Consider the following 26,538-nt stretch of genomic DNA (forward strand, 5'->3'; position numbering starts at 1 on the left):
AACTTTTCATTTGGATTAATATTGAGTGTCTGTGCACCATAATATTATGGGTCAGTATGTTCGAAGCAATCATCTGTTTAATCAGGTCGTTGAAGTTGTAAGCCATGTAGCAGTTACGCTTTATGCTCCTGTCGATCATCCAACTATTCATTTCAGGAATTCCCTATGAGGATTTGCTATTCCAACAGAGCAAAATTACGTTTAACATCACAATATTTTGTCAATTCTTTCTCTCCTACCATTGCTATGATAAAATACTAACGTACCAACTAGCAAAGGAGATAAAAACGTGTCGAATCCAGTATACGGGAAAAAAGCCATTGAGTCGAGGAATGGAAAAAATTTGTCTGCGACGATGTGGGTGTTAATTGTTGGTTTAATTCTATTTTTTGTCTGGGCTCCGTTCCAAGCAGGTGTGTTTAACGGTCTTGTATTAATTTTTGAAAAATCATTATTTCAGGCTGTATTAATTGGTAGTCTTTTATTGATTGTTTGGATCGTGGCATATTATAAAAGGATAAAGCTTGACGATCAGAGAGATTGGTTGGCAGTGATTGTGCTTCTATTACCGATTACGTATATACTCTCTCTCATATCGGCAGCAAGTATGTTTTTTGCTACAAACTCGCTGTTAATTCAATTTCTTTATGCTTTTGTTTTCATTATTGGACTGTATCTACTACAAAATAAACAAGCCAATACTATCATAGAAACTTCTATCATTACCGTAGCTTATCTCATTGTCTTTTTCGGACTGTTCAACTGGCTGGGGCAAGGGAGAACTGTTTCTGCTATTGTCGGCTGGTTTACTGGTATTGTCATCAATGGACAATATCACCAGGCGGTGTGGGTTGATTCAAACGGTCCTCGGCTTGCATCTGTATTTCAATATCCAAATACATATGCTGCCTTTTTAATGGCCTTTTTGTTTGTAGCTGTATTTGCTATTACACGTTCCAAAAAATGGTGGGCACAAGCAATTCACGCTTTCACAATTGTACCGATTGTAATTTCGATCCTGCTTACCCTATCTCGTGGGGGCTTGATGTTCCTGCCGATCGTGTTTATCATTCTTCTCTTGTTTTTGAAACCTGCCAAGCAAATCCTTTGGATTGTATATTGTCTAATAGGCGGTGTTGCAACACTGCTCATTTCTAAACCAGTAACGAATTTGGGACAACAATTCCATTTAGGTCAGATTGGTGATCCAGCTAAAGGATGGTTTTACGTACTTGGCGCTTCTTTGATCGTAGCTATTGCTGCCGTACTGATTCAACGGTTCGTGGCACCTTGGTTAGAGAACATTACAACAAACTGGAATACGAAAAAGTTGGCCAGTGTGTGGCTTCCTGTTATTTCTGTCGTTGCTGTTGTCGTCATTGTCTTTTTATTTCTTGGAACTAATCTCAAGCATGTTCTGCCTGGTAATATTGGTGCTCGTCTTGAAAACATCAATTTACAACAGCACAGTGTACTGGAACGTCTAACCTTCTATAAAGATGCTGTTAAAGTAATCAAGGATTATCCTGTTGTCGGTGTTGGTGGCGGTGCGTGGGCTTCTATCTATGAAAAATATCAAAACAACCCGTATTCAAGCCGTCAAGCCCACAGCTTTATCATGCAGTATTTAGTTGAAGTTGGGATATTAGGATTTATTGTGCTTATAGGTTTCCTAGCATTCATTTTCTATAAATATATTCGCGGATATATTCATAGTGATGAGGAAAAACGCAATAACTACTTTGTTTATTTCATCGTCGTTCTTTCTATTCTAGTCCACAGTTTAATGGACTTTAACATGAGTTATGTCTTTATGGGTATGCTGGTCTTCCTCGGACTTGGCGGTATGGCCGCAGCAATGGACAATCGCCCGATCAAGAGGCTTACTATCAAACCATCCGTTATGCGCGGTCTTTACAGCTCTGTAATGGTTGTTGCATCATTGATTCTGGTCTTTACCTCAATCCGTTATATGCAAGCCAGCCAAGCTGTATTAAAAGGACAAACATTAATGCAAACAAGCTCTGATTTCCAAGAAATCAAGGCGCCAATCGATGAAGCACTGAAAAAGCGCAGCAATCATCCGGATGCTGTAGTGAGTTTAAATGTTCTGCTAAAAGCGGCATATGAACAAACTCAAGAGGAGTCTTTCTACAATGAAGACGTTAAGCTTTTAACAAATGCGCTAAAGAAAGATTCATTTAATAAAAACATGTACAATCAGCTAATGTCCTTATATAAACTAAAAGGCGAGACCGATAAGGCCTATCTCGTGCTGAAAGATAATGCTGACCGCTACAACTACGATCAAAACTGGTATGAGCAACTAATTGTTCAATCTTTTGAGTTGGGATATCAGGCGCTAGGAAATCAGGATGTTGCTAAAAAGGAACTATATTTCAATACAGGGATACAAGCTTATGAACACGTCGTACGTGGTGTTGAGCATTTGAAGACACTCCCGGAGGGGCAGCTTCAAGGTAACCCGTTTTCTGTTACCCAGCTAATGGTCCTTAACGCAGGTAAAATGCAATATATGATGAATAAGCCTGCTGAAGCAGCAGATATTTTCAGACAATGGATCAACCAGGATCTAAATGATCCAACCAACCGAGAGATCGCTCGCTGGTATCTGGCAGCATTGCAAAAAACCGGTGGCAGCGATCAAGCCGTGTACGATCAACTGATTCAAATCGATCCGAGTGAAAAAGATTCAATAAATCAATTGACAGGGTTGACTTTCTAATCCGTTAATACAAAAAAATCGGCTCCTCTTATGAGAGGCCGATTTTTTTATCGTCAATCATTTTCGTCATGTATTCCAATAATCCACTACGCAGTTCCTTGTTCTGCAGTGCATAATGAATCGTAGTTTGAATGAAGCCTAACTTTTCCCCTACATCATGCCTTAAACCATCAAAATGATAGGCTACAATGCGTTCAATCTCTCTAAGCCTTGAAATAGCATCAGTTAACTGTATTTCACCGCCTACACCTTCATGTTGACTATCCAAAATATCAAAAATGGCAGGTGTTAAAATGTATCTGCCCATGATTGCAAGATTGGAAGGAGCCTGGTCTACTAGTGGTTTTTCAACCAATTGTTTTGCTTGGTATACCCGATCGCCAATTTCTGTACCGTCTACAATCCCGTAACGTGACACTTCCTCCCACGGGATTGGCTGCACACCTACAACTGATGCCTTCTGAAAGTTATATACGTCTATCATCTGTCTTAGACATGGAACTTCGGATTCTACGATATCATCGCCAAGAAGAACAGCGAATGGCTCATCTCCGATAAATTTCCTGGCGCACCAGATGGCATGTCCCAGACCCTTAGGTTCTTTTTGCCGAATGTAATGAATATCAGCCATTTCTGACGATTTACGCACCTCATTCAGTAACTCCCATTTACCCTTTTCTGATAAGTTATGCTCAAGCTCAAATGAATGATCAAAGTGATCTTCGATAGCACGCTTCCCTTTCCCAGTCACAATAATGATATCCTCAATCCCTGAGGCAACAGCTTCTTCGACAATGTACTGAATCGTCGGTTTATCTACAATAGGCAGCATTTCCTTAGGCATTGCCTTGGTCGCTGGCAGGAAGCGGGTTCCCAACCCTGCTGCGGGGATAATTGCTTTACGAATTTTCATAAACCATGCCTCCCATAAAAATAGTAATACTTGCCACTGTATCATAGATGTATTATCTAATAACATTCATAAAAGCTCAAACTTGTTGTCAGCTTGTGTCCTCATATCTCTTCTCATCATCTATAAATTACAATAAAAAAGGCAAATCGGAAAGTGAAAGTCTCCAATTTGCCTAAGGATGTTTACATATTACCTATCAACTCAACTAAATAACTGACGAAATGAATGGCGTTTAGACTCAACAATTTGGTCACTTTGGCGACCTCCGGGTTCAGGAGTACGAAGATAGCGCTCGGTTCCGAATTCGATTTTCCGATACTGCTCATCCCCACCGATTTCCAGCCGCCCATGAACCTGTGTCACCAACGATTGCATTTCGAGGAATCCTTCAAACATCACTTTCACCCTCCTATATCAATTGATTTGATAGATTATTGATTTCATATTGTTTACGCTTTCATCATACCATATTACGGATTTTTTTCTAAGTGATAAACTTTGTTTATTGGTCTAAAAATCGGTATTTCACAAATTGTACAACATTTCAGACTGTTACATCATTCCAAGAATAACTAATAGGCCTTATAGCTCCAAGGCCTATTAAATGTTATCTTATCTTTTTGTTAATGTGCAGTATCGTCCTACTACAGACTATTCAAAACATTCTTTTAACAGTTCCTACATTAATAAATCCTCGAGTTATCCTTGATTTCCCAAGAAAATATGTGAAGATAAGAGCAACCAAAAACCCAACTACATTAATAAGAACAAATACAATTAAACTTGGATTATGATACCCTAAAAATGCCCCGACTTTTGGAATTATAAGTGAAATCCAAATTAATACCCAATAATGTAATATAAAAACCCCAAACGAATAATCCCTACCCCATTCGGAAATCTTACTACACCATTTTAAATCGATTGTACTGAATTTATCGCCGATATATAGAAAGAAGATAGACATCCAAATTGGAATTGAAGCCTTCCAAGGAGTCCCATTTAATTCTCCCCAGTGTAACCTACCATAAACAAAGCCCATGATTACTATTGGAATCATGATACTCATCATAACAACTATCGACGATTTTGGAGAATAGTTTTTTACAAATTTTGATATATTTAATGATTCATAAAGAAATCCAATAGCCATAGTACCTAAGGCTAACTTATTTAATAATAAATATGAACTAACAACATTTGTCACATCCAGTGGAACAAAAGTAATACCAAACAAAACCCCGGTACAAATAACAATTATTGACCCTCTTCCAATGACGTTATTAATCACTCTTGATGCTAAAAAAGCAAACGCATAGATGACAATTAAATGAATCAAAAAATACCCTGGGGAGTAGTTGACTGAAATAAATGTGTTCCATGCATCTTGAATAATTGCGCTAAATGAATCTCCTCTTACAAACAAATGAAAAGGGTATCTTGAATATCCTTCATAAAGTATGTAATTGGGTATATCGTAAATCACGATACAAATAAAAATAATAACTAACAATTTTTGAATTTTAGAAAGCACTTTACTTATAGGGGCATTAATCATTGATTTTAAAGCCAAACGAGAAGATACTACATAAAAAAACGGCATTGCCCACATAATAGTATATAATTTAAACTCATCCACCAATGGACGCTGATATGAACCATCTAGCAAACCATAATATGAACTGTGAAACCAAACAATACAGAAGCAAGCAATAAACCTAAAAATATCTGTTATATTATTCGTAGACCTCATTACATATCTCCTAAGTGTTTACTATACTGTAAATAATACAAGTTTATACCTATTATTGGAATGTTAGCAGTGTAGTTTGTTTCTGATATAAAACTAGGATCCACACTATTCATAAAAAAGCAATGTAGAAAGCATTATTATCACTCTATTTTATCACCACCAGACGTAATTCCTCTTCTTCAATTATAGGCTTAACAACAATAATACTCCCTGTTAACACCTTATAAAAGTAAAAAACTGGGGAAGCAAACACTTTTACCACTCGAAGAACAAACATTCAGAGCATTTATTAACCATAGAGTTCAATTCTACCTCGATCTACGACTGTAAGATAATCCTTTAAACTCATTCCTAAATCATTAAAACTTTCGTAACAACCACAACAAAAGACGATTCTAGCACAGGCGCTAAACCGAATCGTCTTTATCATTCATCATTTCTATTTATTTCACCAACTGCCCCCGCGTAACCCCCAACTGATTCGTCGCCTTCAGCGTCTTCCATACCTGCGTTCCGCTAATCTCTCCACGAAGTGCACGGTTGTACAGGTTAATAACTTCATGTACTTGTTCTGGTGTTTCTTCCAGAAACTCTACACGGTAGCTGCTTACACCGAGATCAAGGAAGTGATTCAAGTATTCTGCGCCGGATTGTTCGATCGCATTATAGACGGTGTTGCGGCAGCCTTCATCAACGCGAACGGGATGGGACATTCCGATCCGATCCTGGAGGGATGCGCGTTGCTCTTCGCATGGTCGGCCGCAGTTGGTGTAGTTGGTGCCTTCACTGAGGAAGGTGCAGTACACGCAGTGCTCGGTATGGAACATCGGCAAATGCTGATGGATGACGACTTCCATTTGTGAGGTGCGGCTTTGTCCGAGCAAATCAACCATCTGCTGGATGTTCAGGTCATAAGAAGGTGTGACGATGTCACAGCCTGCTTCAAGGAACAGTTCAACTGCCAGATGATTAGCGATGTTCAGTGAGAAATCACCAATCAGACGCGGGTGAATTGCGTCAGGGTTTTCTTGGCGGTGGCGCAAATAATAGTATAGCGCACCGGTGTTGCGTACCAGGACTGCGTCGGGATTGAGACGCAGGATGTTGTTGTGATAGCCGTTCTCGCCAGGCATATGAATGCGCGGCGTAGCGAGCGCGATTTTGCGGTCCGCTGCACGAACGGCTTCAACCGCTGCCGGGAACTGCTTGATGAACTCGAAGTCGGCGTAAATATGCTCTACGCCGGCTTCGAGCGCAGCCTCCACCTGCGGGAGGCTGCGGCACAGCGCGGTGAGCTTCGCCTCACCGCGACGCACCGCGCGGCGCTCGGCCTTGCCCGAGCTGCCGAGCGGGTCCACCGCCCGTGTCACGTACACGGGCGGCTTCGGCCGTTCGCCGGCTAGCAGCTCCACTGCGCGCCGGCGAATGCCGTTCAGCTCTCGCATCGGGAGGATTACGTCGCCTTCAAGCGACGTTTCCAACTGCTCGAGCTGAAACACCGTGCCCCCGAGACGGCCGAACTGCTCTTCGAGCAGGGCATCGTCCATCGGGCGTTTTTGCGCGACCTCGAGCAGCAGCTCCGAGTCCACGCGCACGGTCGTTCCTTTCTGTACATCCGTCCAGAAAGTCACAAGCGGCTCGCCAGCCTTGCCGCTTACACCGACATGCACCGGGAATACCCGGTACGGCTTGTCCGTCTCAAAGGTCTGACGCAATCTTTTATCCAATGCCTGGTCACTCGTCTTCCAGATCCGGTCACCCACGTGCACCCGATGCAAATCCACATCATGCCGTCCCGGAATAATATCCACGATCCAGTTTTCATCGGCCTCGCCCTCAATCTTCACACCTTTGCGGCGCAAATCATAAATACGTCCGCCTTCTTCCTTTTTCGCAGGGTCCCCGGCATCAAAAACAATCCCGTCACCGCGCTTAATCGGAGCTTCAATCTTACACACAACCCCGTCGCGAAGCACCTGCTCGACACGACCTACATACACACCGCGGCTCTTTGGAAAAGTCCCCTCCACAAGCTTCTTGTTGTTCGTTCCATCCAAAAACCCATGCGTAAACCCACGCGAGAAGCTCTGCTGTAATTCACGAATTTCTTCCTTCGATGGCCGTGTATCGTCTCCATCAAAATACCGATCAATCGCCTTGCGGTATTTACTCACCACGTTAGCTACATATTCCGGACTCTTCAGTCGTCCTTCTATTTTAAAAGAAGTTACCCCTGCCTCAATCAACTCCGGCATAATATCGATCGCCGCCAAATCCTTAGGAGAGAGCAAATACGCAACATCCCCCATAGGCTTTTGCACACCATCTACCATCAAATCATACGGCAAACGGCAGGCTTGCGCGCATTCACCACGGTTCGCTGAACGTCCACCCCACATTTCTGAGGTAAGACATTGGCCGGAGTACGATACACAGATTGCCCCATGCACAAAAACCTCCATCGGAAGCTTCGCTTGATCCCCGATCGTCTTGATTTGCTTCAGATTATTTTCACGTCCTAATACGACTCGTTCCATTCCCCAAGGCTTCGTAAATTCAACCGCCTCCGGCGAGGTAATCGTCATTTGTGTTGAACCGTGAATCGGAAAATCAGGTGAAATTTCACGTATCATTTTTACCAAGCCAAGATCCTGTACGATAACCGCGTCCACGCCCGCATCAATACAAGCCTCAATCAGTTCCTGCGCATCTCGCAATTCATCTTCAAACACAAGTATATTAAAAGTTAAAAATCCCTTTACACCATAGCTATGCAAAAACGCCATAATTTCCGATAATTCATCCATACGAAAATTGTTCGCACGAGCCCGGGCATTAAACTTCTCCACTCCAAAAAATATCGCATCCGCACCATTAGCCACAGCCGCACGCATGCAATCCCAATCCCCTGCTGGGGCCAACAGCTCAACATCCTGTCTAGTTAGTACATTCTGATTCATAAATATCCTCCTGAATAAATCTGCACATATATCTATAACTTCAATAAGTATTTTCTCAAGCAGTCCAACTTGTCCATTCTAACAGACTAATGCCCAAGACTCTACCCATACCATAAAAAGTAATATCAAGAAAAAGACACCCTGTTCCTCTAGCAGAAACAAAGTGCCTTCATGTACGTTAACTAATGGTTTCCCTTTAACTAAACCAGGATTTGACCATGATTGCATCCGACGCCAAAAACACGAGCAGACTAAAGATGCCAAAGCCAATCGCAAACAGGTTCTTCTCACGTTGGGTTGCCAACCGTACTACACCAATCAAAATTACGATTGTAAACAAAATCATGAAAATATCAAACCCGTTAAAGGTCGAAGTCGTTTCCCCCGCAGCAGCGAGTAACATTGCAAGCCCCCCTCTGAGTCTCGGCGAAATTACATATACTTATATGTTATCCTGCCCACCTTCATGTTGCAAGTAAAAAGTCAAAAAATTGTTAAATTTTTCTCCGTTTCAGTCGAAATAATGAAGTATTAGCTATTCCACGTGTGTGTTTTGTAATTGACAACCCTCTGATTCTTATTTTTCCTCTCTGTACTCAATCTGTGGACAAATCACTCAAATGTCCATGCAAAAGTGGACACATACTATATAATCATTTCTACTTCAATTAATCTATATATAGATAACTAACACCTTCACAAATACAACATGCAGTTATTAAACATCTTGCACGAAGGCATCTCAGTAATAGTTCAGTGTCCACCTTTCAAAAGACATTTCATCGATTTATCCACCAGACAAGGACAATAACCTGCCACCGCAATCACAAATTAGAAAACCGCCCGAAAAAAATCGGACGGTTTCGCAAACAACATTACCCTAGACCTCTATCTGCTGAAGCTTCATTTGCTCCTGTGTACGCTTCGTGTCGCGCTCCAGGATTGGCGCTAAATAGCGGCCTGTATATGATTCCTCTACCTTGACAATCTCCTCAGGTGTTCCTGTAGCTATAATCGTTCCGCCACCACTACCACCTTCCGGCCCTAGATCAATCAAATAATCCGCAGTCTTGATTACGTCCAGATTATGCTCAATCACCAAGACGGTCTCGCCGGAATCAACCAGACGATGCAGCACCTTAAGTAAACGATCAATATCATCAACATGCAGACCCGTCGTTGGCTCATCCAGAATATAAATCGTCTTGCCCGTGCTGCGGCGATACAGCTCCGATGCAAGCTTCACACGCTGAGCTTCACCACCGGACAATGTAGTAGCAGGTTGTCCCAGATTGATGTACCCAAGTCCTACATCCAGCAAGGTTTGCAGCTTGCGGTGAATTTTCGGGATGTTTTGGAAGAACTCCGTCGCATCTTCTACTGTCATAGCCAGTACATCTGCAATACTCTTGTTCTTATACTTAACCTCAAGCGTCTCACGATTGTATCTGTTGCCTTTGCACACTTCACAAGGAACATACACATCCGGCAAGAAGTGCATTTCAATTTTGATGATACCGTCGCCACGGCAGGCTTCACACCGTCCGCCCTTGATATTAAAGCTAAACCGACCTTTCTTATATCCGCGCACCTTCGCTTCGTTCGTTTGAGAAAACAGATCGCGAATATCATCAAAGACACCCGTATACGTCGCTGGATTTGAACGCGGTGTGCGGCCGATTGGAGATTGGTCGATATCCACTACCTTATCCACGTGCTCCAAGCCTTTAATCTCACGATATTGACCCGGGCGTATCTTGGCTCTGTTCAAATCTCTGGCCAGAGTCTTATATAAAATCTCATTAACTAAAGTTGATTTCCCTGATCCAGATACGCCTGTTACGGCTGTAAAAACACCGATCGGGAACTTCACATTAATATTCTTGAGATTGTTCTCCTTGGCTCCCTTCACTTCCAGCCAACGACCATCTGGCTTGCGACGGTCACCAGTTACAGGAATAAACTTCTTACCGCTTAAATATTGTCCGGTCAGTGAATCAGGATCATTCATCACTTCCTGTGGTGTACCCTGCGAAACAACATTACCACCATGAATCCCTGCACCAGGACCAATGTCTACAATATAATCAGCGGCCATCATTGTATCTTCATCATGCTCGACAACGATTAGCGTATTACCGATATCTCGCATATGAGCCAATGTAGCAATTAATCGGTCATTGTCACGCTGATGGAGACCGATACTTGGTTCGTCCAAAATATACAATACTCCCATCAGACTTGAGCCAATCTGTGTAGCCAAACGAATACGCTGCGCTTCACCGCCTGACAATGTACCTGCAGCACGGCTAAGCGTCAAATAATCGAGCCCTACGTTAACAAGGAACCCTAGACGGCTGTTAATTTCTTTGAGAATCATTTGAGCTATTATCTGTTCTTTTTCGGTAAGGTTGACCCCCTCGAAAAACTGCATAGCTTCGCCAATTGAAAGCGAAGTAACATAGGCCATGTTTTTCTCATTGATCGTAACCGCAAGACTTTCACTCTTAAGTCGATGTCCTTTACATGTACTACAAGGCTTCGTCCCCATAAATTCTTCAATAAATTCACGAATGCCTTCTGAGCTTGTATCACGATAACGGCGCTCCAAATTATGCACAATTCCTTCAAACGTAACATACGCATCCTTGCTCATTCCAAAATCATTCTGATAACGGAATCGGATCTTCGTATCACCTGTACCATTCAGAAGCTTGTCCATCTGATCTTTGCTTAGCTCTGACACTGGTACATCCTGAGGAATCTTATAATGCTCACATACTGATTTTAGAAACTGCGGATAATAATTGGACGTACTGCCTGCCCAAGCTTCAAAAGCCCCATCTTCAATACTCTTTGATGTATCAGGCACAAGCAAGTCGGGATCTACAATCATCTTCGCACCGAGACCATCACATTCTGGACAAGCGCCAAAAGGACTGTTAAATGAAAACATTCTTGGGGACAATTCTTCAATGCTGAAGCCGCAAATCGGACATGCAAAATTGGAGCTAAAGCGCAGCTCCTCCTGTCCAATAATATCAACTAGAAGCTGACCTCCCGACATCTTAAGCGCAGTTTCAATCGAATCCGCTAATCTACTTCGTACATCCTCTTTCACAACGATCCGGTCAACGATGACCTCGATCGAATGCTTCTTGTTCTTCTCAAGTTCAATGTTCTCCGACAGATCGCGCTGCTCACCATTCACGCGAACACGAACAAATCCTTGTTTGGAGATTTCAGTAAAGAGACTTTTATGCTCTCCCTTTTTGCCAGATACGACAGGAGCTAAAATTTGCAGTCTCGTCTTCTCAGGGTACTGCATGATTCGATCTACCATCTGCTCTACGGTCTGAGAAGTAATTTCGATGCCATGCTCAGGGCAATGCGGATGACCAACTCGTGCGAATAGAAGCCGCAAATAGTCGTAGACTTCAGTAACCGTGCCTACAGTGGAACGGGGGTTGCGACTTGTCGTCTTCTGATCAATTGAAATAGCCGGAGACAAGCCTTCAATAGAGTCAACATCCGGCTTCTCCATTTGTCCTAAAAATTGCCGAGCGTACGCCGAGAGAGATTCCACATAACGGCGCTGACCCTCTGCATATATCGTATCGAAGGCTAGCGATGATTTACCTGATCCACTCAGTCCTGTCAGAACGACAAAACGATCTCGCGGTATCGTAATATTTACATTTTTTAAATTGTGCGCTCTCGCGCCTTTAATCACAATATTTTCACTAGCCAAAAGTCTCATCTCCTTGATACAACTATGTTCTTTTTGCTGTTATTCCATTATTCAGCCTTAAGCTCCATAATCGCGTCGCGAAGCTCTGCCGCTCTCTCAAACTGCAGGTTCTTCGCCGCTTCCTTCATTTCAGCTTCCATCCGACCGATCATCGCCTCACGATCACGTTTAGACATCTTACTCTTAGCCGCATCCGAAAGGTAGTCACTTTTGCTCTCAGCTACGCGGGTAGCCTCAATAACGTCACGAACCTTCTTGCGAATCGTCTGCGGAGTAATGCCATGCTTCTCATTATAGGCAATCTGTATGCTGCGACGGCGTTCGGTCTCCTTAATCGCTTTGTCCATCGATTCCGTGATGTTATCACCATACATTAACACGCGACCTTCTGAATTCCGCGCCGCACGTCCTATCGTCTGAATAAGAGACCTCTCAGACCGAAGGAAACCTTCTTTATCCGCATCCAGAATTGCCACAAGAGTTACCTCAGGCAGATCGAGGCCCTCCCGCAAAAGATTGATTCCAATGAGAACATGGAATGTTCCAAGTCGAAGATCACGCAATATGCTCATCCGCTCAAGTGTCTTGATATCAGAGTGAAGATATCGTACCTTTATGCCGATCTCCTTCAAGTAATCCGTCAAATCTTCTGACATCTTCTTAGTCAGCGTAGTGACGAGAACTCTTTCATCCTTCGCGATCCGGTCGCGAATTTCCCCGATTAAGTCGTCGATTTGCCCCTTAGTAGGCCGCACCTCAATAATTGGATCAAGCAACCCTGTCGGCCGAATAATTTGCTCAACCATCGTATTGCAGTGTTCGATTTCATAAGGTCCCGGCGTTGCCGATACGTAGATTAGCTGATCTGCTTTCCCCTCAAACTCCTCAAAACGAAGCGGCCGGTTATCAAGGGCAGACGGCAGTCTGAAACCATGCTCAACGAGCACATTTTTACGCGCTTGGTCACCGTTATACATCGCTCGTATTTGAGGCAGCGTCACATGGGATTCATCAATAACGACCAGCATATCGTCCGGAAAATAATCCATCAGCGTATACGGTGTGGCTCCACGTTCACGGAACGTCAATGGACCGGAGTAATTTTCAATCCCCGAGCAGAAGCCCACTTCTTTCATCATTTCAATGTCATATCTTGTTCGCTGCTCAAGACGCTGAGCCTCCAGCAGCTTGCCTTGCGATCTGAATAATTCAAGCCGCTCCTCAAGCTCGCGCTCAATGTCAGTAATGGCTACCTTCATTGTCTCTTCTTGAGTTACGAAGTGAGATGCCGGGAAAATAGCTACATGCTCCCTGTCTCCAACCAATTCTCCCGTCAGGACGTCAATTTCAGTAATCCGGTCTATTTCATCACCGAAAAATTCAACCCTAATCGCTTGTTCTCCCTTTGATGCTGGGAAAATTTCCAGTACATCACCGCGCACGCGGAATGTTCCGCGTACAAAATTGATGTCGTTGCGCTGATACTGAATATCGACCAGGCGGCTTAAAATCTGATTTCTTGGTTTTTCCATCCCTACGCGCAGAGACAGAACAAGGTTGCCGTATTCCAATGGGGAACCGAGGCCATAAATGCACGATACGCTAGCCACAATAATGACATCGCGCCGTTCAAAAAGCGAGCTTGTCGCAGAGTGCCGTAATTTGTCGATTTCTTCGTTGATGCTGGAATCTTTCTCTATATAGGTGTCGGATGAAGGAATATAAGCTTCTGGTTGGTAGTAGTCATAGTAGCTGACAAAATAATCTACAGAATTATGTGGAAAAAACTCTTTAAACTCACCCGCAAGCTGCGCAGCGAGTGTCTTGTTGTGAGCGATGACCAGAGTGGGGCGATTCAATTGTGCTATCGTATGGGCTATTGTGAACGTTTTACCTGTGCCTGTAGCCCCTAATAGGGTCTGGTGCTTTTTACCCATCTTTACACCTTCGACCAATTGCTCCACAGCCCGCGGCTGGTCTCCCTGCGGCGAATATTCGGAAATAAGCTCGAATTTATTGTTACTAAAGACAATATCACTCATTGTCCAACATCACCCTTATCGTCTAAAATGAGATACTAGAGGGGAAATCCACCTGAATTCAACTTACTTCTATAATTAACCTTTACGGTGATTTTCAAAAATAGAAGACAAGAAACGACTCATTCCGAAAAATGTAAAATAGGAATAAGTGTTCTCATGTATTATACCTTTTTCATTATTTATATGCAAACGATATGTTAAGAAATGGAGCTGGAGTTAAGAATGGATATTACAACAATATTGGGGATCATTATCGGTCTCGCCGCACTCATCGGCGGATTCGTGTGGGAAGGCGGAGAATTGGCAGGGCTTATGCAGCTTGCAGCAGCCGTTATCGTGTTTGGCGGTACGCTGGCTGCCGTTATGGTCAGTTTTCCTTTCGCCAAGCTGCGCACTGTACCAAAGGCTATCGTGCTCGCTTTTACCTCAAGCCAGCACGACGAGAATCAACTGATTGAGGACATCGTCAGTATGTCGACCATTGCTCGGCGTGAAGGGGTGCTGGCTCTGGAACGCAAATCAAACGTGCATGCTGATGCCTTTTTGCGGGAGGGTGTTCAGCTTGCTGTTGACGGCACTGAACAAGGCATGATCAAACAAATCATGGAATACGAAATTGATGCTATTCAGAATAAATACGACGGATATGCGAAAATATTCGAATCCGCAGGTGGATATGCACCGACGATGGGAATTATCGGTACAGTCATGGGGCTTATTCACGTTTTAGGCAGTCTGACCGAGCCGACATCATTAGGACCCTCAATTGCCCTGGCCTTTACCGCGACTTTGTATGGGGTTGCCAGTGCCAACCTGATTTTTCTTCCGATCGCTTCCAAGCTTAAAGCGCGTGGTGAAGATGAAATCAACCGGATGGAAATGATGCTGGAAGGTATTCTTTCGATTCAGAATGGCGACCACCCACTGCTTGTCCGGCGCAAATTGGTATCTTTTACAGCTATTACTCATCAGAAGGCTGCTAGCCCGTCCGAGGAGATTGGAGCATGAGAGAGAGATCAAGATCATCTCGGCGCAATCGACATGTCACGCATGATATGAAAGACCGTTGGATGATTACATATGCCGATTTAATTACTTTATTACTCATTTTTTTCGTAGTCATGTATGCAATGAGTCGTCTGGATGTAGAGAAATACGAAATCGTGACGCAATCGCTGCAGCTTACCTTCAAAAGTGGAGACTCACTCATTGAAAAGGGAACCGGCATCCTTGGTACGGAGGACCAGTATGATTTTAAAAATCCACCTTCGAATCAAGGCAACAACGAGAATGGATCAACTGGAGCAGAAGGTGATTCGAGCAGCAATGACGACTCACAAAAGCCGCTAACCGAACGTGAGCTTGCCTTCCGCAAACAGGAAGAGGAATTGCAGAACCTCATGAATCGAATTCAGACTTACGTCAAGGACAACAAACTGGAGGATCAAATTAATGTAACCGATATGCCCAAAGGCATTTCTATTACTTTAAGCGATCGTTTTCTGTTTGATACCGGCAAGGCTGAATTAAAAGCTGGGTCTGCTAAAACTTTATCTAGATTAGCCAGTCTGTTCAGCGAGCTGGACACGGCGATCAGTATCGAGGGTCACACCGACAACAATCCTATCGTCCGCGCCTCAACCTATAAGGATAACTGGGAGTTGTCCGGGGCGAGAGCTCTGTCGGTGCTGCGTTATTTCATCGATAAGGAGGAGCTTGATCCAGACGGCTTCCAATATGCCGGATACGGAGATACAAGACCAGCAGCAGACAACTCCACATCAGAAGGAAGAGCTAAAAATCGTCGTGTTGAAATTACTGTGCTAAGACAGTTGCAGCAATAGCCCTTATATCGTGCTTCATAATTAAATAGAGGAAATTACTTCTCTTATTTCTTGAGAATGGGTTGTTTTTTTGAGAATAAGGGAATTTTCTTCCTCTATTAGTGCAAAATCAGGCCAAGCAGTCAAATGAACAGCTGATAGCACCACAATAGCGGAATTAATTTCCCTTATTTTTTCAGAAATGAGATACCTTTGAGGAATAGAGGAACTTTCTTACCCTATCACAACTAACAACCAAATTTGCTCATAGCCCTTCGTTGTTTATGATTGATTGTTTACGTTCACGTTCGTGTCGTGGCTACCGCCTCTGTTGACATTTTTCGCCCCGCGCTTAGGCTTAAGCAATTGCAGCAGGGATAATGGCTGAAGACGTACAGCTACAGGAGCCTTTTCGTCCGGAGATAAAATCACACCTAGCTGATGGTGTTCACCAGCATAAAGGGCGCGTTGAAGAAATTTACTCTCCCCAGCGAGGTTGCGAACCTCCAGCTTACAAAATGCTGCGTTCAATCTTAATGCCGCATGCAGTTCCTCTTTTGTGCCCACATGCACTCCGTTTGCTCGTACAATCGTCTCACCCGGCTGTATTCCCATTGCAACTGCCGGACTTTCAGGAATTACTGCAAGCACTCTTAACCCACCTAACGGATTCACATACAACGGGCTCAGCTGCTGTTCATCATAGCGACTCCGGAACACCAGATATTCGTGAATTCCAAAAGAACAAAGCGCTGCAACCACTATAAACGGAGACCATTTAGACGATATGACCGCCAATATTACAATAAAAGTACCATACCACATTAATCTTCCCGACGTAATTCTAGCTTTGGCTTGTGGCAGCATTCCGATTGTCATTTCCGAGAATCCCATCACGATTGGCAGTGCAACAAGACCGAAGCCCCCTTGCCATGCGTCCCCCCCGAAGAATGGACTCCATGGCAATACTCCTCCTGTCGTCTGCGCTGGTATGAGTAACAATAGTGGAACTGGCCATAGACTCTGCATTTGGTATCCGCCGACCAGCTTCCCTCGCTTTCCCTCATAAAAGAGAGGGCCCGCGAAAGATGCTCCTTGCCAGCGAACAAGCATCCCCTCCGCCAAATGAAGCACACCTACAAGACATAGCAGTGCAGGGATATTTAGTTCACGTATAGCAAATACGGCCTGTCCAACGACACTTTCACCTTCAAATGAAGGAACCAGGTTCAATATAAACTGGATGACCCCCAAAAGCCCTACCGAATAAGCTAAACATAAATACCTTACTCTCAGAAACAGCAATATTACCGTCGCTATCCAAATACAAATAATACCCTCTACCGTTAACGTCATCCCAATAAAAGCGAAAGCTATAGAAATACCTATGCCTGCTACCAGTCCACCCAGAACTGTTCGCCAGGTTTGGGTCAGCCAGCTATGAAGCTTCACATGAAACAATTTTCGTTCTAAAAGCACCTGCCTACGATATAAGAGCATAATCAAAATGATCGAAATATAATAAAAAGGCTGCAATAAGAGCTGTACTCCAGCCTCCGCGAAATTCCACAATCCTTCAAGTACGAGATCCAAGAGAGGTTCACTCCTATCTAATGGTCTTAACATAATTAGCAGAAAAAAAGAAGGCCAGTGTCAGCCTTCTTCATGTATTCGACGCCTAAGATGCAATATCCTTCCGGATTTCTTCAATTGCCCGGTTCATTTGATTATCGTTCTTCTTATCCTGAATTTGCTTTATCAGACTACTTTCCAAAGCCTCCGCAGTCTTGGCATCCAGAACGCCCGTTACTTCAAGCTTATTGTCATCCTGGAATTTCTTAACCGCATTTTCCGTACCTTTACCAAAATAACCGTCCTTGCGACCTGGATCATATCCTAAGCCGCTGAGCATGATTTGGGCACTCTTAATATCGTCACCCAGCGTATCGTATTTATAGTTTTTTTCTTTGTTAATTGGCGCTACCGAGAAATAATCTGGTTGGGATACCGCTAAATCCGGCTTAATGCCCTTTTTGTGAATCCACTCTCCATTAGGAGTCAACCACTTGGCGATCGTTACTTTCAAGAGGCTGCCATCTCCCAATTCATGAGTAAAGCTCGTCTGAACCGTACCTTTCCCGTAGGTTGCTTCACCGATCAGCTTCGCACCCGCAGATTCCTGCAACGCTCCGGCCAAAATCTCAGATGCACTGGCACTCCCTTTATTAGTGAGTACAGCTACAGGATAGGACTTGCCCCCGCCTTTGGACAACGTCCCCTCACGCCGTTTATTTTTGTCCTCAACCAGTACGATGCCTTTACCTTTAGGAACGAACTGTTGCGCCATCTCGATTACAACCGGCAAAACTCCTCCTGGATTGTTACGCACATCAATAACAAGACCTTTCATACCCTTTTGTTCTAAGGCAGCTAGTTCTTTTTGGAACCGCTCTGCTGTGTTCATCGAAAACTCAGTAACTCCAATAACACCGACCCCGCCTTGCTCCATGCGGGCATACACTGTCTCCAGTGCAATATCAGCCCGGACAATTTTGAATTCCAGCGACGCCGCAGAACCGGACCGTTTCACTTTCACTTTAGCCTCTGTACCTTTAGGACCGCGAATTTTAGATACCGCTTCATTCAGACTTAAGCCCTCAAACGATTCTCCATTCACTGACAGCAAAATATCTTTAGGCTTGATCCCTGCCTTTTCAGCAGGGGAGCCCTTGATTGGAGACACAACAACGACATTCCCATTCTCCATGGACACCTCAGCACCAATTCCCGTAAAAGAGCCTTCAATCTGCTCAGAGAACTGCTGTGCCGTCTCAGGCCCCATGTAAGAGCTGAACGGATCACCCAGTGCACGCATCATGCCATCAATAGCACCATTAACGAGCTTGCTCTGATCTACGTCCTCAACATAATTCTTTTTGACAAGCTCGAGCGCCGTTTCAATTTTTTTGATATCACTTTTGGTGCTTGATCCGGAATTATCGGCAAAAATACCACTGGTGACCGGACCTGCGCCTGCAAAACTCCACTGTCCCGTAAAGGTCAAGGTGAGCAAGCTGCTAACAAGCATCGCAATTACTACAAAAAAAGCTACTGTACGTCCTTTAAACATGGATGAATTCACCGCCTATAGTTGGTATATATAGTATATGTCTGGCTTGTACGGAATATTTACGAAGCAAAAAGAAGGGAAAAACGGATACGCCTTGTCTAAAGGTGGTATCCGTTTCCAGCAAGCACAATCATATTTTATTACAAATAAGGCATAGGGTCTACAGGATTACCATCGATACGAACCTCAAAGTGGCAGTGCGGTCCAGTTGAGTTTCCTGTACTACCGACCTCAGCAATCTTCTGACCCTTTTTCACCTGCTCGCCTTTTTCAACCTTAATCCCGCCATTGCGAATATGGCCATACAGTGTCCATACGTTGTCTCCATGGTCAATAATAACGGTGTTGCCGTAACCACTCCACCATTCAGCGACGATGACTATGCCGCCTTCTGCAGCATGAATGTCAGTACCCTCTGCAGCTGCAAGATCGACCCCAGTATGGGCCTTAACTTTTCCAGTTATAGGATGAACACGAGTACCGTACCCTGAGGATAGACGCGCCCCGCTAACCGGAAGGCTCATCGATCCGCCATTTCCTTTAAAGCTGCCGCTGGAAGATCCTGAAGAGCTGCGTTTATAAGTATATACTTGCGCTGCTTTCAGCTTGTTTTTTTCCTTCTCCAATTCAGCACGCTTCGTAGCAAGCTGGATGAGCAGCTGCTCCTGTTCTTCACTAATATCGTCGGACTCTTCAATTTCTGCGTGGTATTTAGCGATCAATTGCTGTTTCTCTTTTTCCTTCTCTTCTAAAATGCCCTTACGAGATTCAGCATCTGCATACAAGGATTTGACCTTTGCATAATCATTCTTAAGCTGTTCCTGCTGCTCAATAATTAATTGCTTATCATGCTTGTGCTCTTCAAGCAAAATATGATCCTGATTGGCTATAGCCTGCAAGGAATCCGCTCGTTCCAGAAAATCTGTAAAGCTAGTTGAGGATAACAGCACATCCAAATAGGAAACTACGCCATCCGTATACATCAGCCTCACTCTTGAATCCAGCAAATTGGAACGTTCTTCGATACGAGCCTTCGTCTCATCGAGCTTGACGGCCGTATCGCGCAAGTTCTGCTCTGTATCATCAATCTGGATAGAAATTCGGGCCAGTTCATCACTGACATTCGTAATTTGCTCCATTACTTGCTTGAGATAGTCATTATTTTTATTCACGTAGTGCTGAGCTTCTTGTTTCTTATCCGCCGCGTTATCCTGCGCCTGCTTAGCTTCCTTGGCCTGCTGCTGAAGCGCTTTAAGCTCTTTATCAATTTGATTAATTGTTTTTGTCTTGGCATAGCCCTGAGCAGGCTGGAAGATCATAGCAGCTAAAGCGACAACGGCAATTGTGGATACCCATTTTTTCAACTTCGATTCCCCGTCCTTCTTTATCAATCTACCATCTCTAGACAATTACTATAAGCTTAATATAACTACACCTTTAAGAACTTACGAATGGACATTGTGCTCCCCCAAACGCCGATCAAAAGACCAAGACCCACAATTAGTGCAGCCAGCTCCAGTGAAATCTCATGGATTGGAACAAGTTTGATTGCTAGCGTAATATCTGCATTTAAGGAATTGACTAATTCACTATATCCAAAAAACAAAATGCCTACCGTTATCGATGAGCCTATGAGTCCGATTAAGGCACCCTCTACGAAGAAAGGCCATCGAATAAATGTATTCGTCGCACCTACCAGCTTCATGATGCCAATCTCTCGGCGGCGAGCCAGTATGGTAACTCGAATCGTATTCGAAATAAGAAACATCGCCATAAGTCCCAGACCTGCTACAAATGCAAACCCAATGTTGCGGACCGCTCTGGTTATTTTGAACAATTTCTCGGTGGTCCCTTTGCCATAGTTGACCTTATAAATGGGATTGTCTTGATATTTTTCATTTAAAGCATTGATTTTGCTCGCTAGATAAGGCACTGTGGTCGGTTCAACCACTTCGACTTTGAGCGTATCCGGAATCGGATTCGTTTTCTCATCATAACCTTCTAGTAAGTCCTTACCTTCTTCACCAAGCTTCTCTCTAAAATCTTTGAGCCCTTCTTCCTTTGGAATCAGAGTCACGCGGCTCACCTCATCCATTGAAGCGATCTCATTTTGGAGCTTGTCACGGACTGGTTTCTCTACGTTTGAGGCCAGGTATACACTAATCTGAACCTGACTATCGGCTTCATCAGCAAAGGAGTTCACATTCAGAACTAATAAAATAAAAACTCCCAAAACCAGTAGAGAAACTACGATAGATGTAACGGATGCCACAGACATCCACCCGTTGCGGAATACGTTCTTCGAGCCTTCGCGAAAGTGTCTGAAGAGGGTGTTAAAAGTCATAACCATATTCCCCTCTCAGCTGATCTCGAACAATGTTGCCATGCTCGATTGCAATAACCCGCTTCCGCATCGTATTTACAATATCCTTGTTATGAGTCGCCATAACAATAGTTGTGCCGCGAAAATTAATTTCGTCCAATAACTGCATGATACCCCACGATGTCTCAGGGTCGAGATTTCCCGTAGGCTCGTCCGCGATGATGACCGAAGGATTGTTAACAATCGCTCTGGCAATAGCGACGCGCTGCTGCTCGCCCCCCGATAGCTGCGAAGGATCACGGTTTGCTTTATTTTTCAGACCTACAAGGTCCAGCACTTCATTTACACGTTTCTTGATTACTTTCTTAGGGGCTTCAATAACTTCCAGCGCAAAAGCTATATTCTCGTATGCCGTCAGCTTGGGCAGCAGTCGAAAATCCTGGAATACAACGCCGATGTTCCGGCGTACATATGGTATTTTACGAGGTTTAAGCTTGCCTATATTAAATCCGTTGACGGAAATTTGGCCCTTGGTCGGTACCTCTTCCCGATAGATCAGCTTCATAAAAGTGGATTTGCCGGCACCCGAAGGTCCAACCAGATATACAAATTCATTGCGGTCAATTTTGACTGATACTCCCTTAAGGGCATGTGTCCCGTTCGGATACGTCTTCCAGATATCCTGCATTTCTATCACTTGATCACGTCCTAAACTTGATTCCTTGGTCTACGTTAGTTTGTTGCCGCGTTCTCTCGTTCGACATGGTTACTTTGGCCTGATATACCAGCATGTTAAAATTCGTCATCATTTACATGCACTTAATTTACATTCGACATGTTCCAGCCAATTCCTTTAAAACATGAGCTAATTCACCAGTCCGTTATTTATTGTAACAAAGATGTTACCAATTGAGTACCCGAAACTTTCCAGAATTCCATCATATATAAAATTTCATATGAAATTAAATGAACAAAGGAGAAGCGTATGCGAAAACTTCATCTTTCTTTCATAATAATATCTCTCATATTTCTTACTGTTGTCGTCCTGTTCGGAGGGATTCAATTATATACGTCAAAGAACACAGTACCAGGCGGCACTGTTGTAGGAAATCTCGACTTAGGCGGATATTCCCAAGCTCATGCTGTCCAGATGCTTGATAAGGAACTATCAGCTCTGTCGAACGGCCGTGTAGTATTCACTCTTCAGGAAAACAAAGAAACTACATTCTCCTATACCTGGAATGAACTCGGTGTCAGCTGGGACGCTCCAGAATTTCGTGCAGCACTTCTTGCACTTTCGTCGGGAAATCTCTGGGATCGCGCTGTCGCTCGTAAAAATTTTCCCGAAAACTGGAGCCTTCAGGTTGCCTTGGATCAGAATAAATTAATAAAAATATTTAGTCCTGCGTGGGAAACCGAGCATTTTGGAGATCCGGTCAACGCCGTTCGGTCTTTAGGGCAGGATGACAGTATCCGCTATCTGCCCGGGTATCCGGCACAACGAATCCAATGGGCCGCCTTTATCGCACTTATACGTGAAGCCATACCCAATCAAATTGCAGCTCCCGATGAACCGGTGTCGAAATCCAAGATCATTATTCCTGTAATTCTTCAGCAGCCCTCTATAACCATTGAGAGTTTGAAGCGAGAGGGAATTCATCGCAAAATTTCGCAGTTTACAACTTCGCTTCTAGCCAGCTCGGAAGGTCGCGTTCACAATGTCGATGCCGCAGCGCGCAGCATCGACGGCTTGATTTTGCCGCCTGACGGCATTTTTGACTATGCCTCCATTGTTGAAGCAGCCGAACACGACTACGGCTTCCGCGAAGCCCCTGTCATTGTGAACGGCAAGCTCGTCCCAGGTGTTGGAGGCGGCATTTGCCAAGTGTCCAGCACATTGTACAATGCAGCGATTCGTGCCGGCCTTGAAATTGTAGAGCGCCGCAATCACTCCTTACCGGTTAGCTACGTCCCCAGAGGACAGGATGCTACCTTTGCCAAGGGATATATAAATTTTCAATTTAAAAATACCACGGACCACCATCTACTTATTTCTGCAAGGGTTCAAAATGGACAACTTACCATCAAATTGTTCGGAAATACCCCCGAGAATATATATTACGATATAGAATCCATTACAAAAGAGGTACTTCCTGCCTCAAATAAATACGTTGTCAGCTCTGCCGTACCTTCAGGGAGCCAAGAGATCATCCTGGAGGGAAAACCCGGATATGTCGTGGAAACCTACAGAATTAAAAAGGTGAACGGCAAGTCGCTCAAACGCACACGCCTCTCCCGTGACACCTATCCTGCCCAACCCGCCGTAATCGCTGTCCATGACTTATCCGAAAATGAGGGAGAAACGAATTCCGGCTCCAGAACCAACTCTCGCAAGCCTCCCCAAATCATAGTTGAAGACGGAGTGGATGCTCCTACTTTTCGTGCTATATATGAGAGGGAGCTTGGTGACTGATTGGGCAAAATTCCGAATAAAGGAAAAAATGTTCGCTATTCGCTCCAAAACAGCCTTTTTGCTAATAATAGAGGAAAAAAAGTACGCTATTAGGCTCGGAACTGGGCAAATTCAGGTAATTTGGATTCAGTTTTAATGGATAGAGGAAATTACTTCCTCTATTCTTCTGAAGTTCGCGTTTTCCCACCAAATAAGGGAACTTTTTTCCTCTATCCCAAGCTACCAGACGTCTGCCACCGCACATCGCACAACCCGCTCTCTACAGTAAGTAATCCTTCCCCTCCAAATTCAACTTGTATGCACGAATGCGCTGAGATCCTCCAACGGGTTGAATCCATTTTTTAGTCAACATCTGATGTAACCATACTCTCGCAGTCTTTGTTGTAACGCCAAAATGATTAGCAAGATCAGTTGGAGTAACTGGGCAACTACTCTTAAGAAATAAGCGAATAATCTCCTTTTCCTCCCAATCGACCTCCACTACACGCTCATCTTGTCCAAGCCATCGTCCCATGAATTGTTGCAGCTTCTGCTGACAAAATCTAGGGTTCTCTTTTACATCATCATACGAGTACCGCAGCACTTTCCATCCGTCGATAACCAGATCATTCTGACGTCTGCATTGATCTGAAAATTGTACGCGACTTATATGGCGCATATGCGGCCCATAACCATCAATTTCAATTGCGAGCTGCAAACCCGGGCGAAGATAAGCGAAGTCTAGATATCGAAATCCATCTTTATAATCTACGACCTCATACTCTGGGTGCAGGTTTTCAAAGTTACCTATGGCCAGCCACCACACATTTTCCAAAAACAGCTTCTCTGCATGTCCATGCCCTTCCTGTAATCTTCTAGCCCTTTCACCACTCCTGATCCCTAGATGCTGTTCAATATACCCTGCGTGCTCCTCCTCAAACCTTTTGTTCAAACCAGTATCCCATACTCCCACGCAATCCCTTCTTTCGCCAAAAAATAACGCCCCCCGTCCACAGTACAAAACCATAGACAAGAGGCGTGCGCTTCACGACCTGCATTATATATTTTTTTAACTCACCATTTGCTGCTGCTCATATTTTAACATCACTGTACCTTCACGGAAAAGGATCATTTTTACATTTTCGCTATTGAATACAACTGACTTCATATGTTAAGGTTAATCCACTTTAAGTAATACTCAACAGGAGGCAACAAACACGTCATGATACAACAGAGTAACATATCTCTTTTAGATGCTGATTCTAATTCTATTACAGCTAAAAAGGCTACTCCGCTGATTCTTTTCATAGCGATTCTGCTAACAGCAGCCACTCAGCGTTCGCCAATAACCGGCGTAGGTTCACTGATTGTAGACATCCAGCATTCAACAGGCCTATCTCATACACTTGCAGGGATGCTGACTACATTACCTCTCATTGCTTTTGCCGTGTTTGCACTGGCAGCACCGAAGCTTTCAGTCCGGTTTGGTATGGAGCTGACCCTCTTGTCCTGTATGATTGCACTGACGGTCGGGATTATTGTTCGCTCTCTCTCAACAGTAACTGAGCTTTTTATCGGGACCGCCCTCATCGGAAGTGCTATTGCAGTCTGCAACGTACTAGTTCCAAGTATGATAAAAAGAGATTATTCTCATCGTATCGGCCTTATGACTGCCTTATATACCTCATCGATGAATTTAATGTCAGCCATAGCTTCAGGCATTAGCGTTCCACTTTCTCGCACCGCCATCGGTTGGCGTGGATCTCTGGCCTGCTGGGTCATACTCTCCGTGATTACCGCATTGTGTTGGTTGCCACTGCTTGGCAGAAACAAAGAGCATAAATCTTTTGTCAAGCAACAAAGTACCAGTGCTGATCATTCCATAGTTAAAATCGCAAGCAAGCCAAAAAGTTTGTGGGTTTCTCCGGTTGCGTGGCAGGTTACTGTGTTTATGGGGCTGCAATCGATCATGTTCTATGTTGGCATCTCTTGGCTGCCGGAAATTCTTCATGAACGGGGAATGAGTATCGATAAAGCTGGCTGGATGCTGTCACTCATGCAAATCTTAGGTATGGTCGGCTCCTTCGTCATGCCTCTAATCGCGGCTCGTACTCAAAGCCAAAAGCTGCTAACAGCAGCTTCCGCTTCACTTTTCCTGTTTGGATTCGGAGGGATATGGCTTGGCTCTACCGTACTTGCTCCGTTATTCATTACTCTAATCGGGCTCGGTTGCGGTACAACATTCAGTCTGGTTATTTTATTTTTTGCATTCCGAACCAGAACTGCTGAAGAAGCTGCCAAGCTATCCGGCATGGCTCAATCGGTCGGATATCTGGTAGCAGCGGTTGGACCGACGCTATTCGGCTTTATTCATGACAAGAGCGGCAATTGGAATGCTCCTCTAGCTACCATCACCTGTTTAACTATTTTGACGATCATTATAGGCTATCTCGCAGGACGCAAGGGTTATGTCAACGGCTAGTAAGGTAAGCTTTCGCTAATAATAAACAGTTTTTGTGTACGGGGTTGTCCCCAGGGGCTGTCACGTTTTCCCGGCTACCGCCATCATAGAATGACCATACATCTAGGCCAACCAGTAATATCTGGTTGACCTCATAATACGAAGGGGCTGTCCCAAAAGTAGG

18 protein-coding genes are annotated in these 26,538 nt (G+C 44.1%); 5 read left to right on the forward strand and 13 right to left on the reverse strand.

The genetic code is table 11. The annotated features are described in order from the left end of the window. Window positions 1-289: 289 nt before the first annotated feature. Window positions 290-2,746, forward strand: coding sequence for an O-antigen ligase family protein (locus BLS49_RS20685; protein WP_091235317.1), 2,457 nt, complete (start codon window positions 290-292; stop codon window positions 2,744-2,746). A 28-nt stretch (window positions 2,747-2,774) separates the two neighbouring features. Here the strand turns inward: BLS49_RS20685 and galU are convergent, their stop codons facing one another. The 7 genes from galU to uvrB form a co-directional block, all read right to left on the reverse strand. Continuing rightward, window positions 2,775-3,659, reverse strand: a complete 885-nt coding sequence (galU, locus tag BLS49_RS20690) for a UTP--glucose-1-phosphate uridylyltransferase GalU (protein ID WP_091235319.1) — start codon at window positions 3,657-3,659, stop codon at window positions 2,775-2,777. A gap of 201 nt (window positions 3,660-3,860) precedes the next feature. Beyond that, complete coding sequence (locus BLS49_RS20695; RefSeq protein WP_245742626.1) at window positions 3,861-4,034, reverse strand: hypothetical protein; 174 nt, start codon at window positions 4,032-4,034, stop codon at window positions 3,861-3,863. Window positions 4,035-4,314: 280 nt separating this feature from the next. Further along, on the reverse strand, window positions 4,315-5,412 hold the full coding sequence (locus BLS49_RS20700) for an acyltransferase family protein (RefSeq protein WP_091235323.1): 1,098 nt from the start codon (window positions 5,410-5,412) through the stop codon (window positions 4,315-4,317). A gap of 443 nt (window positions 5,413-5,855) precedes the next feature. Continuing rightward, on the reverse strand, window positions 5,856-8,372 hold the full coding sequence (locus tag BLS49_RS20705) for a U32 family peptidase (protein ID WP_091235325.1): 2,517 nt from the start codon (window positions 8,370-8,372) through the stop codon (window positions 5,856-5,858). A gap of 196 nt (window positions 8,373-8,568) precedes the next feature. Further along, the gene (locus tag BLS49_RS20710; protein ID WP_091235327.1) at window positions 8,569-8,775 is read right to left on the reverse strand and encodes a DUF2759 family protein; all 207 of its coding nucleotides are present in this window, start codon (window positions 8,773-8,775) and stop codon (window positions 8,569-8,571) included. 477 nt (window positions 8,776-9,252) lie between these two features. Continuing rightward, on the reverse strand, window positions 9,253-12,123 hold the full coding sequence (gene uvrA, locus BLS49_RS20715) for an excinuclease ABC subunit UvrA (protein ID WP_091235329.1): 2,871 nt from the start codon (window positions 12,121-12,123) through the stop codon (window positions 9,253-9,255). Between the two features lie 47 nt (window positions 12,124-12,170). After that, entirely contained in the window at window positions 12,171-14,165 is a 1,995-nt protein-coding gene (uvrB, locus tag BLS49_RS20720; protein ID WP_091235331.1) for an excinuclease ABC subunit UvrB, read from the reverse strand. A gap of 222 nt (window positions 14,166-14,387) precedes the next feature. Here uvrB and BLS49_RS20725 point away from each other — a divergent pair, with 222 nt between their 5' ends. Both BLS49_RS20725 and BLS49_RS20730 read left to right on the forward strand, forming a co-directional pair. Continuing rightward, the gene (locus BLS49_RS20725) at window positions 14,388-15,173 is read left to right on the forward strand and encodes a flagellar motor protein (protein WP_091235333.1); all 786 of its coding nucleotides are present in this window, start codon (window positions 14,388-14,390) and stop codon (window positions 15,171-15,173) included. Further along, window positions 15,170-16,009, forward strand: coding sequence for an OmpA/MotB family protein (locus tag BLS49_RS20730; RefSeq protein WP_091235334.1), 840 nt, complete (start codon window positions 15,170-15,172; stop codon window positions 16,007-16,009). Before BLS49_RS20725 ends, BLS49_RS20730 begins: the two co-directional genes overlap by 4 nt. Window positions 16,010-16,270: 261 nt before the next feature. Here BLS49_RS20730 and BLS49_RS20735 read toward each other — a convergent pair whose 3' ends face one another. The 5 genes from BLS49_RS20735 to ftsE form a co-directional block, all read right to left on the reverse strand. Then, window positions 16,271-17,581: a PDZ domain-containing protein gene (locus BLS49_RS20735; protein ID WP_175471494.1), complete on the reverse strand. Its 1,311-nt coding sequence runs from the start codon at window positions 17,579-17,581 to the stop codon at window positions 16,271-16,273. An 85-nt stretch (window positions 17,582-17,666) separates the two neighbouring features. Continuing rightward, window positions 17,667-19,118: a S41 family peptidase gene (locus BLS49_RS20740; RefSeq protein ID WP_091235336.1), complete on the reverse strand. Its 1,452-nt coding sequence runs from the start codon at window positions 19,116-19,118 to the stop codon at window positions 17,667-17,669. A 140-nt stretch (window positions 19,119-19,258) separates the two neighbouring features. Further along, on the reverse strand, window positions 19,259-20,482 hold the full coding sequence (locus tag BLS49_RS20745; RefSeq protein ID WP_091235346.1) for a murein hydrolase activator EnvC family protein: 1,224 nt from the start codon (window positions 20,480-20,482) through the stop codon (window positions 19,259-19,261). A gap of 65 nt (window positions 20,483-20,547) precedes the next feature. Continuing rightward, complete coding sequence (gene ftsX / locus BLS49_RS20750; RefSeq protein WP_091235337.1) at window positions 20,548-21,462, reverse strand: permease-like cell division protein FtsX; 915 nt, start codon at window positions 21,460-21,462, stop codon at window positions 20,548-20,550. Further along, the gene (ftsE, locus tag BLS49_RS20755) at window positions 21,452-22,138 is read right to left on the reverse strand and encodes a cell division ATP-binding protein FtsE (RefSeq protein WP_091235339.1); all 687 of its coding nucleotides are present in this window, start codon (window positions 22,136-22,138) and stop codon (window positions 21,452-21,454) included. Before ftsE ends, ftsX begins: the two co-directional genes overlap by 11 nt. A gap of 288 nt (window positions 22,139-22,426) precedes the next feature. Here ftsE and BLS49_RS20760 point away from each other — a divergent pair, with 288 nt between their 5' ends. Then, a complete protein-coding gene (locus BLS49_RS20760; RefSeq protein ID WP_091235342.1) occupies window positions 22,427-23,914 on the forward strand; it encodes a VanW family protein in 1,488 nt (495 codons plus the stop codon). 259 nt (window positions 23,915-24,173) lie between these two features. Here BLS49_RS20760 and BLS49_RS20765 read toward each other — a convergent pair whose 3' ends face one another. Further along, window positions 24,174-24,866 carry an endonuclease domain-containing protein gene (locus BLS49_RS20765; RefSeq protein ID WP_245742634.1) on the reverse strand — a complete coding sequence of 231 codons (693 nt, stop codon included), beginning with the start codon at window positions 24,864-24,866 and terminating at the stop codon, window positions 24,174-24,176. 249 nt (window positions 24,867-25,115) lie between these two features. Between BLS49_RS20765 and BLS49_RS20770 the strand changes: the two genes are divergently transcribed. Further along, window positions 25,116-26,375 carry a CynX/NimT family MFS transporter gene (locus BLS49_RS20770; protein WP_091235344.1) on the forward strand — a complete coding sequence of 420 codons (1,260 nt, stop codon included), beginning with the start codon at window positions 25,116-25,118 and terminating at the stop codon, window positions 26,373-26,375. The last annotated feature ends 163 nt before the right edge of the window (window positions 26,376-26,538 follow it).

Source organism: Fontibacillus panacisegetis, assembly GCF_900102215.1.
Lineage (GTDB): Bacteria > Bacillota > Bacilli > Paenibacillales > Paenibacillaceae > Fontibacillus > Fontibacillus panacisegetis.

Excerpts from the sequence above, each read along its gene's own strand:
- BLS49_RS20740 (WP_091235336.1), bottom strand. The coding sequence starts at position 19,118 with ATGTTTAAAGGACGTACAGTAGCTTTTTTTGTAGTAATTGCGATGCTT.
- BLS49_RS20770 (WP_091235344.1), top strand. The coding sequence starts at position 25,116 with ATGATACAACAGAGTAACATATCTCTTTTAGATGCTGATTCTAATTCT.
- BLS49_RS20705 (WP_091235325.1), bottom strand. The coding sequence starts at position 8,372 with ATGAATCAGAATGTACTAACTAGACAGGATGTTGAGCTGTTGGCCCCA.
- galU (WP_091235319.1), bottom strand. The coding sequence starts at position 3,659 with ATGAAAATTCGTAAAGCAATTATCCCCGCAGCAGGGTTGGGAACCCGC.
- BLS49_RS20695 (WP_245742626.1), bottom strand. The coding sequence starts at position 4,034 with ATGCAATCGTTGGTGACACAGGTTCATGGGCGGCTGGAAATCGGTGGG.
- BLS49_RS20730 (WP_091235334.1), top strand. The coding sequence starts at position 15,170 with ATGAGAGAGAGATCAAGATCATCTCGGCGCAATCGACATGTCACGCAT.
- ftsX (WP_091235337.1), bottom strand. The coding sequence starts at position 21,462 with ATGACTTTTAACACCCTCTTCAGACACTTTCGCGAAGGCTCGAAGAAC.
- BLS49_RS20725 (WP_091235333.1), top strand. The coding sequence starts at position 14,388 with ATGGATATTACAACAATATTGGGGATCATTATCGGTCTCGCCGCACTC.
- BLS49_RS20760 (WP_091235342.1), top strand. The coding sequence starts at position 22,427 with ATGCGAAAACTTCATCTTTCTTTCATAATAATATCTCTCATATTTCTT.
- uvrB (WP_091235331.1), bottom strand. The coding sequence starts at position 14,165 with ATGAGTGATATTGTCTTTAGTAACAATAAATTCGAGCTTATTTCCGAA.
- BLS49_RS20700 (WP_091235323.1), bottom strand. The coding sequence starts at position 5,412 with ATGAGGTCTACGAATAATATAACAGATATTTTTAGGTTTATTGCTTGC.
- BLS49_RS20710 (WP_091235327.1), bottom strand. The coding sequence starts at position 8,775 with ATGTTACTCGCTGCTGCGGGGGAAACGACTTCGACCTTTAACGGGTTT.